Annotated in this window: 10 protein-coding genes; 6 read left to right on the top strand and 4 right to left on the bottom strand. The window is 72.4% G+C overall.

Annotated elements, in window-relative coordinates; translation table 11 throughout:
* The first annotated feature begins 88 nt into the window (after nt 1-88).
* Entirely contained in the window at nt 89-682 is a 594-nt protein-coding gene (locus OG462_RS17165; protein WP_406058491.1) for a histidine phosphatase family protein, read from the top strand.
* A gap of 96 nt (nt 683-778) precedes the next feature.
* Here OG462_RS17165 and OG462_RS17160 read toward each other — a convergent pair whose 3' ends face one another.
* Complete coding sequence (locus OG462_RS17160) at nt 779-2,065, bottom strand: tetratricopeptide repeat protein (RefSeq protein WP_406058490.1); 1,287 nt, start codon at nt 2,063-2,065, stop codon at nt 779-781.
* A gap of 223 nt (nt 2,066-2,288) precedes the next feature.
* On the opposite strand from OG462_RS17160, the gene OG462_RS17155 reads away from it, so the two are divergent.
* Together OG462_RS17155 and OG462_RS17150 are read left to right on the top strand one after the other, a co-directional pair.
* A complete protein-coding gene (locus OG462_RS17155; RefSeq protein WP_406058488.1) occupies nt 2,289-2,762 on the top strand; it encodes a hypothetical protein in 474 nt (157 codons plus the stop codon).
* A gap of 129 nt (nt 2,763-2,891) precedes the next feature.
* Entirely contained in the window at nt 2,892-3,758 is an 867-nt protein-coding gene (locus OG462_RS17150) for a spermidine synthase (RefSeq protein WP_406058486.1), read from the top strand.
* A gap of 64 nt (nt 3,759-3,822) precedes the next feature.
* Here OG462_RS17150 and OG462_RS17145 read toward each other — a convergent pair whose 3' ends face one another.
* Nucleotides 3,823-4,401, bottom strand: a complete 579-nt coding sequence (locus tag OG462_RS17145) for a hypothetical protein (protein ID WP_406058484.1) — start codon at nt 4,399-4,401, stop codon at nt 3,823-3,825.
* Nucleotides 4,402-4,480: 79 nt separating this feature from the next.
* Here OG462_RS17145 and OG462_RS17140 point away from each other — a divergent pair, with 79 nt between their 5' ends.
* From OG462_RS17140 to OG462_RS17130, 3 genes are all read left to right on the top strand, one after another.
* Nucleotides 4,481-5,182, top strand: a complete 702-nt coding sequence (locus OG462_RS17140) for a response regulator transcription factor (RefSeq protein WP_406058482.1) — start codon at nt 4,481-4,483, stop codon at nt 5,180-5,182.
* A complete protein-coding gene (locus tag OG462_RS17135; RefSeq protein ID WP_406058480.1) occupies nt 5,179-6,588 on the top strand; it encodes an ATP-binding protein in 1,410 nt (469 codons plus the stop codon). Before OG462_RS17140 ends, OG462_RS17135 begins: the two co-directional genes overlap by 4 nt.
* Before the next feature lie 160 nt (nt 6,589-6,748).
* Nucleotides 6,749-8,278: a cellulose binding domain-containing protein gene (locus OG462_RS17130; RefSeq protein ID WP_406058478.1), complete on the top strand. Its 1,530-nt coding sequence runs from the start codon at nt 6,749-6,751 to the stop codon at nt 8,276-8,278.
* A 123-nt stretch (nt 8,279-8,401) separates the two neighbouring features.
* Here OG462_RS17130 and OG462_RS17125 read toward each other — a convergent pair whose 3' ends face one another.
* Together OG462_RS17125 and aspT are read right to left on the bottom strand one after the other, a co-directional pair.
* Nucleotides 8,402-10,051: a bifunctional aspartate transaminase/aspartate 4-decarboxylase gene (locus OG462_RS17125; RefSeq protein WP_406058476.1), complete on the bottom strand. Its 1,650-nt coding sequence runs from the start codon at nt 10,049-10,051 to the stop codon at nt 8,402-8,404.
* Nucleotides 10,052-10,083: 32 nt separating this feature from the next.
* Nucleotides 10,084-11,787 carry an aspartate-alanine antiporter gene (gene aspT / locus OG462_RS17120; protein WP_406058474.1) on the bottom strand — a complete coding sequence of 568 codons (1,704 nt, stop codon included), beginning with the start codon at nt 11,785-11,787 and terminating at the stop codon, nt 10,084-10,086.
* Between the last annotated feature and the right edge of the window lie 2 nt (nt 11,788-11,789).

The raw sequence follows: 11,789 nt of genomic DNA, 5'->3' as shown, positions 1-11,789 counted from the left end.
GGAGGTTGCCCGGACGTCACCCCGAATCCACGTGGGCGATGATGGGAGAGAGGCACGTCCGCACCGTGAACCCCTGGAGATCCTTCCCATGGCACCGCGCATCCTGCTCGCCCGGCACGGCCAGACCGAGTGGTCACTTCTCGGCCGGCACACCGGCAGGACCGACATCCCGCTGCTCGACGAGGGGCGGCGCGGCGCGAAGCTCCTCGGAGAGCGCCTCCACCGCGGCCCCTGGCAGGGGCTGCCCGGCGTGGAGGTGCGCACCAGCCCGCTGGTCCGCGCGAGCGAGACCTGTGAGATCGCCGGCTTCGGCGAGCGGGCCGAGCCGTGGGACGCGCTGATGGAGTGGGACTACGGGGCGTACGAGGGGCTGACCCCGCCGCAGATCCAGGACATCCAGCCGGGCTGGTTCATCTGGCGCGACGGAGTCCGGGACGGGGAGACCATGGCGCAGCTCTCGGACCGTGCCGACGAGGTCGTGAACTGGGCCCGCTCGGCCGACCGTGACGTCCTGGTCTTCGCCCACGGGCACATCCTGCGCTCGATCGGCGCCCGCTGGCTCGGCGAGGACGTCTCCTTCGCGTCCCGCATCCGCCTCGACCCGACGAGCCTGTCGGTCCTCGGCTGGGCGTACGGCGCCCCGGCGGTCGAGCGCTGGAACGACACCGGGCACCTGGAGTAGCAGGCCCCGGGCCGCGGATCCCGTACGCGCCGCCGGGTCGCGGATTCCGTACGCGCCCAGGGTCGCGAATCCTGAACCGCGCCCCCGGGCCGCGGTTCAGTACGAGGCCAGGGCCTGGCGCGTGTCCGAGAGCATCCCGCGGATACGCGCCGAGGCGATGCCCTCCAGGGAGTCCACCACCCGCTTCGCCTCGGCCGCGGCCTCGTCCGGGCGTCCGGCGTGCGCCAGGTCCTTGGCGAGATGAGCGCGGTAGAGCGCGAGGTTCCGGGCGAAGTGCGGGTTCTGCAGGACCGTGGCCCGGTGGGCGTGCCGGGCGGCCCGGCCCCAGTCGCCCAGGGCCGACCAGCACTGCGCCTCCAGGGCCTCCCGCTCCGGCTCCCCGAAGAACGACATCCACTCGGGGTCGTCGTCCGCCGCGCCCCGGTCGAAGAAGCCGTGGGCGCGGCCGAGGGCCTGCTCGCAGGCCGAGCGGTCGCCGAGTCCCGCCCACGCGCCCGCCTCCCGCAGCGAGAGCAGGGCGAGCAGCCGGGCCGAGTCCAGCGGCTGCGCGGCCCGCAGGCCCGCCTGCGCCGCCCGCACCGCCTCGCGGTACCGGCCGGTGTCCCGGGCCAGGAAGGACGTGTTGCAGAAGGCGTGCGCCTCCAGGGCCGCGTTCCCCGACACGCGCGCGGTGGCGAGGGCCTCGGCGTAGTGCGAGCGCGCGTCCTCGTGCCGGCCCGAGTCGTGGGCCAGCCAGCCGACGGAGAGGGAGAGCTCGCCCGCGCCCGCGTGCAGCCGGTCCTCGGTGGAGCGGCGGGTCATGGTGCCGGTGTCGAGCAGCGCGTACGCGGCTCGGAGCGGCTGGGCGGCGACCTTGTAGAGCCCGTCGGCGCCGTGCCGGTCGTCGAGCAGACGGATCTGCCGTACTGCGTCCTCGACGGCCCTCACCTCGGCGTCGCCGATCCGGTGGGTGCCGCGGGGGGCGGGGATCGCGACGGCGGGGCCGCCGAGTCCCAGCGAGGCGGCCGCCAGGGTGGCGGAGCCGCTCGTCATGAATGCGCGACGCAGCACGTCGCTCTCCTCATCGTTCCGGGTCGAGATGGCGGCGGGAGGCGGAGCCCCGGCCGCGACCGGCTGCCGCCGGCCGCGCACCGTCTCCCGCGCGGAGAAGCCCAGGTCGGAGAGGCCCAGACCGGGGAACATGTGCAGGAAGACCCGCTCGTACGCGTAGTTGGGGCAGCGGATCTCGCCCGCCTCCACGCGCCCGATGTAGCGGGCGTCGCACGCGACCTGTTCGCCGATCTCCCGCGCCGCCCGGCGGACCGCCGCGGCGAACTCCGCCGGCGAATGCTGTCCGCGGAGCCGGCGGAAGGCGAGATTGGGAACTGCCCGTGACGTCGCCATGGCCGAGCCCTCTCCTGTGCTGCCGGGTGGTCCGGCGGCAAGAACGTACCTGCTGTGACTGGATGCGTACGCAGAGTTTGGCTACAAATCGGATATCTCGCCTGCGATCTGCCATGAACTGCCATCCTTTGCGGCGGCATGGCGCCGTAGCCGTTGACGCGCACGGGCGTTGAACCGTAAGGGAGAGACGGAACGTGTCTCCTCAGGAGCGAGGAGGGGTCTCATGTCGGAGATCGGTTCGCAGTCGGCCACGTGGCACGCACCCGCCCCGGACGCCTGCGCGTCCCATCCCCAGGCGCCGGTTCCGGCCGGGCCCCAGCCCGCCGCCGAACCCTGGGACCTGGTGACCGTGCCGGTCCGGCAGGGCCTGGAGGCCGTCGACATCCTGCGCCGCGGCGCCGCCCCCGCCGTCGGCCCCGTCGTGCACGACGGCTCCTGCGACACCCTGGGCTTCCTCGTCCCGCCGGGCACGGCGGCCGCCTGGGACATGCCCGGCAGCGCGTGTACGCGGACCTCGGGGCGCGGCCTTCGCCTCCCCGAGCTGCCGGAGCTGCCCGAACCCGCCGGGGACGCGCCCCGCCCCGCCGGCTGGCTGCTGCCCCCGGGCGACACCGACCCCGTCACCGACCCCGTCGTCCTGCGCGAGGCGCTCGGCGAGGCGGCCCGGCTCATCGAGGCGGCCGACGGCTGCCACTGAGGCCCGGCCGCCGGGCCGTCGCTCTCGCCGTCGCTCGGGCCGCCGACCGGACCGGGCTCCCGTGTCGGGGCCGTCGGGGTGGCCGGGGCTGTCGGGCGGGTCCGTCGAGAATGCCCCGATAATGGGCCCGTGGCCAGGAACAAACAGCGCGACCGGGCGGCGTCCGCCGCCTCCGTCGTCGAGACCGTCGACGGCGGGCTCGCCGAACTCATACCCGACCGGGAGCGCCCGCGCGCCTGGACGCTGCTCATCGACGGCGCCCCGCAGTCCCACGTGGACCTCGACGACCCCGCGCACCTCACCTTCGAGTACCAGCGCCGCCTCGGCCACATCGCCGACCTCGCCGCCCCGCCGAACCGGCCGCTGCAGGTCGTCCACCTCGGTGGCGGCGCCTTCACCCTCGCCCGGTACGTCGCCGCGACCCGGCCCCGCTCCACGCAGCAGATCGTGGAACTCGACGGGCTCCTCGTGCAGCTCGTACGCCGGGAACTGCCGCTCGACACCGGTGCCCGGATCCGGGTCCGCTCCACCGACGCCCGTGCGGGGCTCGCCAAGGTCCAGGACGGCTGGGCCGACCTCGTCATCGCCGATGTGTTCAGCGGGGCCCGCACCCCGGCGCATCTGACCAGCACCGAGTTCCTCGGCGAGGTGCGGCGGGTGCTGCGGCCCGGCGGCTTCTACGCCGCGAACCTCGCCGACGGACCGCCCCTGACGCATCTGCGCGGCCAGATCGCCACGGCCGCCGCCGTCTTCCCCGAGCTGGCGCTGACCGCCGACCCGACGGTGCTGCGCGGTCGCCGCTTCGGCAACGCGGTGCTGCTCGCCTCCGACCGGGAGCTGCCGGTGGCCGAGCTGACCCGCCGGGTCGCCACCGACCCGCACCCGGGCCGGGTCGAACACGGGCGGGCCCTCGCCGACTTCGCCGGGGGAGCGGCGCCGGTCACCGACGCGAGCGCCAAGCCCTCACCCGTACCGCCCGCGTCCGTCTTCCGCTGATCGCGTGGTCGCCTGATCGCCTGATCGCCTGGTGGTCCGGTCGTCCGGTCGTCCGGTCGCCGGGTCAGACCGCGCGGTCGTCGATCTCCACGCGGGGCGCGGTGTCGTGCCAGACGCAGAAGACGGACAGCTCGCGGCCGTCCGCCGTGAACGTGACCCGGATCCAGCTCGGCTGCTTCCACACCTGCATCTGCCAGCCGGAGGCGGGGATCGCCGAGACCAGCTCGGCCGAGGTCGCGCCCAGGTCGAAGGTCACCCGGCCGCCGTCCACGGTGTAGCTCTTCACGTTCGAGTCCGTGGGGGGAGCGGTGGCGGGGGGAGCCTGCGGCGTCGGCTTCGTCGTCCGTGACGGGGGCGCCGACGGGGTGGACGGGGCCGAACGGTCACCGCTCGGCGTGGGCTTCTTCGTGACGGACCCGGTGGGCTCGACGGTCCGGGGCCGCCGGGTCGAGGAGGACAGCGGATCGCTGCCGGCCGTGACCGGTTCGTCGGCACTGCCGGCCGGGAGGGGCAGTGCCCGCGGGGGGTCGTACACCGTGCCGGACAGCACCGTGTGCACTCCCCACCAGGACAGGGTGACCGCCGCGCCGGTGGCGAGCGACCAGGCCAGGGCGTGAACGAGTCCTCTTCGCATCGGGGCCATACTGCACCACTCCCGGCGGACCCCCACCGGAGGGTGCTCCCCTCCTTCACATTCCCCCGAATGGCGTACGGTGCGGCCCATGGCAAGTGTGCTCGTGGTCGAGGACGACCAGTTCGTGCGCTCCGCCCTCATCCGCCAGCTCTCCGAGGCCTCCCACACGGTACGGAGCGTCGGTACGGCTCTGGAGGCGTTGCGCGAGGTCGCCCATTTCCGTTTCGACGTGGTCATCCTGGACCTCGGACTGCCCGACCTGGACGGGTCCGAGGCGCTCAAGATGCTGCGCGGAATCACCGACGTACCGGTGATCATCGCGACCGCCCGGGACGACGAGGCGGAGATCGTACGGCTCCTCCACGCCGGGGCCGACGACTACCTCGTGAAGCCCTTCTCGGTCGACCACCTGTCCGCCCGGATGGCCGCCGTCCTGCGCCGGGCCCGGTCCGCCGCCGGCGAGGCGCCGCCGTCCAGGGCGATCCAGGTCGGCGGGCTCACCGTCGACCCGCTGCGCCGTCAGGCGGAGCTCGACGGGGCGCCCCTGGACCTCACCCGGCGCGAGTTCGACCTGCTCGCGTTCCTCGCCGGGCGGCCCGGAGTCGTCGTCCCGCGCAAGGAGCTGCTCGCCGAGGTGTGGCAGCAGTCGTACGGGGACGACCAGACCATCGACGTACATCTGTCATGGCTACGGCGGAAATTGGGTGAAACGGCCGCCCGCCCCCGCTATCTGCACACCCTGCGCGGGGTCGGCGTGAAGCTGGAGCCGCCCCGGGAGCCGCAGCCGTGAGATGGGCGCTCGTCAAGGTGTCGCTCGCCGTCACCGCCATGGTCGTCGTCGCCTTCGCCGTCCCCCTCGGGCTCGTCGTCAAGGAGATGGCCCGCGACCGGGCCTTCTCCAACGCCGAACGGCGGGCCGCCGGCCTCGCCCCCGTGCTCGCCATCACCACCGACCGCGACGAACTCGACAAGGCCGTCGCCACCACCGAGGACGGGGCGGCCGGGCGGCTCGCCGTCCACGTGCCCGCCGCGGAACCCGGCGACACGGGCCTGGAGATCGGCACCCGGCGGGCCGGCGAGGAGGAGCTCTCCGCCACCCGCCGGCTCGGCCGGGCGTCCATCGCCGAGGTCCCGGGCGGCTTCGCGCTGCTCCAGCCCACCGCGCTCAGCAGCGGCAAGGTCGCCGTCGTCGAACTCTTCGTCCCCGAGGGCGAGGTGTCCAACGGTGTCGCCACCGCCTGGCTGGTCCTCGCAGGGGTCGGCATCGCCCTGATCGTCGGCTCCGTCGCCGTCGCCGACCGGCTCGGCGTCCGGATGGTCCAGCCCGCCCAGCGGCTCGCGGGCGCCGCCCACGACCTCGGCGAGGGCAAGCTCGGCGCGCGGGTCCCCGAGGAGGGCCCGCCCGAACTCAAGTCGGCCGCCGTCGCGTTCAACTCCATGGCCGACCAGGTCGTCCAACTCCTCACCAACGAACGGGAACTGGCCGCCGACCTCTCCCACCGGCTGCGCACCCCGCTCACCGTGCTCCGGCTCAACGCGGCCTCGCTGGGCTCCGGTCCGGCTGCCGAACAGACCCGCGCGGCCGTCGAGCAGCTGGAGCGCGAGGTCGACATCATCATCCGGACCGCCCGGGACGCGAAGCCGCAGACCCAGGCGACCGGGCCCGGCGCGGGCTGCGACGCCGCCGAAGTGGTGCGCGACCGGATGGAGTTCTGGTCGGCGCTCGCCGAGGACGAGGGCCGCCGGGTCCGGGTCGCGGGCGTCGAGCGCCCGGTCCGCATCCCGGTCGCCCGCCCCGAACTCGTCGCCGCGCTCGACGCCCTGCTCGGCAACGTCTTCCGGCACACCCCCGAGGGCACGGCCTTCTCGATCGACGTCCACAACGGCGACGACGCCGTCATCGTCCTCGTCTCCGACGCGGGCCCCGGCATCGCCGACCCCGCCGCCGCGCTCGCCCGGGGCAACAGCGGGGCCCGGGACGGCTCCACGGGCCTCGGCCTGGACATCGTGCGGCGGATGGCGGAGGTCACCGGCGGCGACGTCCGCATCGGGCACTCGGTCCTCGGCGGTACGGAGGTCAGGATCTGGATCGGCCTCGACGGGCGCCGCACGGGCGGCGCGGCCGGCCGCAGGGGTCACCGCCCGCCCCGCCGCCGACGCGGCGGCACGGGCACCCGCCGGGCCGCCGAAGGCTGAGCCGCCCCCAGCCCCCCAACCTTTCGTGGTTCCGATGCCCTCCTTAAGCGGACCCTAAGGATCCCCGCCCGCGCCCCCGGACGCCTTTTTGTCCGTTCTCCGGTCGCTAGCGTGCTGCCGCACCCCCACCCCACCCCCAGCACGCAGAGGCAGGCACGCGATGGGCACCAGTTCGCACCGGCGCAGGGCGAGCACCAGGACCAAGGTCGTCGGAGCGGTCGTCGCCGCGGCGGTCGTCGGCGGCGCCGCGTTCGTGCTCACCGGCACGGCCCAGGCCGCAGCGGTCGGCGCCGCGTACACCAGGACCAGCTCCTGGACCGGTGGCTACACCGGCCAGTACGTCGTCACCAACGAGACCTCCGCCGCCCAGTCCGACTGGACCCTGGAGTTCGACCTCCCGGCCGGGACGACCATCGGCAGCCTCTGGAACGGCGAGCACACCGTCTCCGGCAGCCACGTCACCGTGAAGCCCGCGAGCTGGAACAAGCAGCTCGCCCCCGGCCAGTCCGTCACCGTCGGATTCGTCACCTCCGCCGCCGGGCAGGCCGGCGACCCCGCCAACTGCCTCATCAACAAGGCGACCTGCTCCGCCGGAGGCACCGCCCCCACCCCCAGCGGCCGCCCCACCGAGCAGCCCACCGCCACGGCCTCCCCCTCGGCCACCGCGACGCCCAAGCCGACGGCCACGGCCACCACGAGCCCCAGGCCGACCGCCACCGCGACCACGGCGCCCACACCCACCGCCACCCCCACCCCCACCCCGACGCCCACGGCGACCGCGACCGGCGCCCCCGTCACGGCCGCCCAGTACGCCCCGTACGTCGACACCTCGCTCTACCCGACGTACGACCTGCTCGCGACCGCCGACGCCACCGGCGTGAAGGAGTTCAACCTCGCCTTCATCACCTCCGGCGGCTCCTGCGCCCCGCTGTGGGGCGGGGTCACCGACCTGGCGAACGACAAGGTCGCCGCCCAGATAGGCGCCCTGCGCGCCAAGGGCGGGGACGTCCGGGTCTCCTTCGGCGGCGCCGCCGGTCACGAGCTGGCCCTGAACTGCTCGTCCTCCTCGGCGCTCGCCGCCGCGTACGGCAAGGTCATCGACCAGTACAAGCTCACCAAGGTCGACTTCGACGTCGAGGGCGCCGCCCTGCCGGACACCGCCGCCAACACCCGCCGCTCGCAGGCGATCGCCCAGCTCCAGAAGTCCCACCCCGGCCTGAACGTCTCCTTCACCCTGCCGGTCATGCCCGAGGGCCTGACCCAGCCGGGCGTCGACCTGCTCGCCGACGCCAAGCGGAACGGGGTCCGTATCGACGCCGTCAACATCATGGCGATGGACTACGGGCCGGCCTACAGCGCCGACATGGGCACGTACGCGATCCAGGCCGCGACCGCGACACAGGCCCAGATCAAGGGTGTCCTCGGGCTCTCCGACGCGGCCGCCTGGAAGGCCGTCGCCGTCACCCCGATGATCGGCGTCAACGACGTCGCCAGCGAGATCTTCAAGGTCGACGACGCCACCCAGCTCGTCGACTTCGCGAAGTCGAAGGGGATCGGCTGGCTGTCGATGTGGTCCTCGACCCGGGACAAGCAGTGCGCGGCCGGCGCGGTGAACTACGCGGACGCCACCTGCTCCTCGATCCTCCAGCAGCCGCTGGCCTTCACGAAGGCCTTCGCCGCCTACAAGTAGCCCATCCCGCACGCCCCACTCCGTACGTCCCACCCCAGGAGCCATCGCGCCCCCCACACCGCGCGCCCCGGCCGGGCCACCCCACCTCCCGGCCGGGGCGCGCACCCCTGTGCCCGTCGGCCGTCAGGCCCGGGAGACCCTCCACTCCTCCGCGTAGTCGTTGAAGATCGCCCGCAGATGGTGGCCGATCTTCAGGTAGTCCAGGTCGTCGAGGTTGGCGAGCGACACCCGGACCGACCACTGGGGGCCGTCGAAGCCGCCGCCGTTGAGGAGGACGACGCTGGTCTGCTCGGCGAGACGGAACAGCGGGTCGACCGGCTCGTAGTTCTTCTCCAGGAAGTCGGCGAAGTCCTTCCCGTGCACCCGCTCGGCCTCCGCGAGCAGGTCGAGCTCGATGTAGTACCCGGCCCGCTTCGGGTCCTCGGCGATCTTCATCTGGGCGCCTTCGAGGAGCAGGTCGAGGCGCTGGCGCACGATGCCGCGGATCTTCTCCTTGTACGCCTGGCCCTCGGGGAGCAGGTCGAAGAGCGAGAACAGCGACATCATGACCTGCTGGGGGAGCGAGAGCCCGGCCGTGTGGTTGAGGGCGACCTGGCGGGAGTCGGCGACCAGACGGTCGACGAAGCGGATCCTCTCCGGCTCCAGGGAGAGCGTTCCGTACCGCTTGCTCAGGCGCGCCTTCACGTCCTGCGGCAGGTTCGCGATCATCTCGTCGATGACGTTGTCGTCGTGGAGGCCGATGACGCCGAGCCGGTGGCCGGTGCAGCCGTAGTGCTTGGAGTACGAGTAGACGAGGAGCGTGTTGCGCGGCAGGTCGGCGGCGAGCGAGCGGAAGCCCTCGACGAAGGTGCCGTACACGTCGTCCGTGACGAGCAGCAGGTTCGGGTTCGTGGTGGCGACGATGTCCTTGATCTGGTTCGTGACCCGCTCGCTCAGTGCCAGGGACGGCGGGTTCGACGGGTTCACGACGCAGACCATCTTCACCGAGGGGTCCGCCAGCTTGGCGACCTCCTCGGTCGGGTAGCGCCACTCGCGCACGCCCGTCTCCGCGAAGAGACTCGCGTTGACGTTCACGACGTCGAAGTCGTACGTGTCGAGCTCGGGGATCTCGATGTACGGGGTGAAGACCGGCACCATCAGGGCGATCCGGTCGCCCTTCTTCAGGATCCCGTTCTTCAACAGGGAGTCGAAGATGTAGCACATGGCGGCCGTGCCGCCCTCGGTCGCGAAGAGCGACATGTTCCCGGCGGGCGGCCGCCCGCCGAACATCTCGTCGTTCACGTAGCCGCGCACGATCTGCTCGGTGTGCGGCAGGATCCGGTCCGGTACGGGGTAGTTGTCGCCGATCGTGCTGTCGGTCAGCTCGTGCACGAACGCGTCCTTGTCGAAGCCGAAGCGCTCGACCGCGTACTCCACACAGCTCTGCAGCAGTTCGATCCCGGGCAGGTCCGGGTGCCGCCGTACGAAGGTGTCGAAGCGGTCGCCGGCGCCCCGGAGTTCGGGCATGCCGCCGAGGTTGTCGGCGGTCCAGACGCGGCGCGACTCGGAGAGGGAGAAGTAGCCGAGCGCGAAGAAGGCCTCGCGGGGCCCGGTGGCGACCCAGTTCGGGTTGCCGCGGCCCGCGTTGAGCATCTGGGCCTGCGACTTCTCCTTCTGGCCGGGCTTGTCGGCCTGCGCGGCCTGCGCGATCTGGATGAACTTGTCCTTCAGCTCGAACGGCGAGAGCTGCGCGAAGGACTGGATCTCCTCGCGGGTGAAGGTGGTCTTGGGCACGGTGACTTCCTTACGTACGAGAGGGCTGCGGCTCAGTGGTTGAGGATGACGATCACGGCGCCCCAGATGGTCAGCAGGACGTTGCCCACCGCGTAGGGGATCGTGTAACCGAGCGTGGGGATCTGGGACTTGGACTGTTCGTTGATCGCGCCGATCGCCGCGGTCGTCGTCTGACCACCGGCCAGGACGCCCATCAGGATCGGGAAGCGGATCTTCTGGACGTAGTGGCCGACGCCGAAGCCCACGAGCAGCGGGATCACCGTCGCCACCGCGCCCCAGACGAGGAGCCCCCAGCCGGCCGTCGAGAGGCCGCTGGTGAAGCTGGGCCCGGCGTTGATGCCGACGACCGCGACGAAGAGGCAGAGCCCGAGGGTGTCCATGAACCACTGGGCCCCGGGCGGCACATTGCCGTACGTCGGGTACTTGCCGCGGATCCAGCCGAAGACCAGACCCATGATCAGCGCGCCGCCGGAGGTGGACAGCGAGATCGGCACGCCCGACACGGTCAGCGCCGGGATGCCGATGCAGCCGCCGAGGAAGATGCCGAGGCCCACCCAGAGCATGTCGGTGGCGAAGGAGGTCGGCACGGGCTTGCCGATCGCCTTGCCCGCCGGGTCCACCAGGCGCTTCGGGCCGGTGAGGATCACCGTGTCGCCGCGCTCCAGCGTCGTGGAGAGCCGGTACGGGAACTCCGCACCCGAGCGGTAGATCTTGTCGATGTAGACGCCGACCATGAACGGCTCGCGGCGCAGGTCGGCGACGGTCCTGCCGAGCTGCTTCTTGTTCGAGGCGACGACGTGCAGGGTCTCCGTCTCGTAGCCGAGCAGCTCCACGTCGTCCGTCTCGGGACCGATGCGGGTGCGGGCGTCGAAGTCGACGAGCGAGCCGCGCAGCGCGCTGACGGCGACCACGTCGCCCGAGCGCAGCACCGTCCGCTGGTCGTGGGCGAGGACCTGTCCCTCGCGCCGCACCCGGGTGATGTAGATGCGGTGCCCGAGCTCCTTCTGCTGGTTCTCGAAGTCGTCGATGGTCCGGCCGACCAGCGGCGAATGATCCATCTCGTACGCACGGAGGACGACCTCGTAGTAGCCCTCGGCCAGGTCGGGGTTGTCTCCCGGGGCGTCCAGCTCCTTGGCCAGCCGCGCGGACTCCTCGGCCAGGTCCCGCTTGTACAGCTTGGGCAGGACGTTGGCGAGGAGCATGGCGCAGAGGATGGTGCCGAGCGGGTACGTGACGGCGTAGCCGATCGCGACCAGGTTCTCCTCGTTCTTCATCTGGTCGGCGGAGAGCCCCGGCAGGTTGCCGATGGCGTCCTGGGCGACACCGATGACCGCGGACTGGGTGAGCGCGCCGCCGAGCAGGCCGGCGGAGAGCCCGGGGCCGTAGCCGAGCATCACGGCGAAGCCCCATGAGACGAGGAGGCCCGTCACACAGACGACGACCGCGTTGAGGACCTGCGGCAGGCCGTCCTTCTTCAGGCCGCGGAAGAACTGGGGGCCGACCTTGTAGCCGAGGGCGAAGAGGAACATGGTGAAGAAGAGGTTCTTCACCGTGCCGTCGATCGTGACCTCGAACTGCGCGCCGAGGAGCAGTCCGGCCACCAGGCAGCCGGTGACGGCGCCGAGCGCGATCGCCTTGTAGCGGAGCTTGCCGAAGAGGAAGCCGAGCGCGACGGTGATGAAGATCAGCAGCTCGGGGTGGGGCTGGAAGATGTTCCGGTCGAGGAAGTCGATCATGG

This window comes from Streptomyces sp. NBC_01077 (genome assembly GCF_045162855.1).
Lineage (GTDB): Bacteria > Actinomycetota > Actinomycetes > Streptomycetales > Streptomycetaceae > Streptomyces.
The sequence above is the reverse complement of the archived record's forward strand: the minus strand, read 5'-3'. Positions and strand labels throughout refer to the sequence as shown.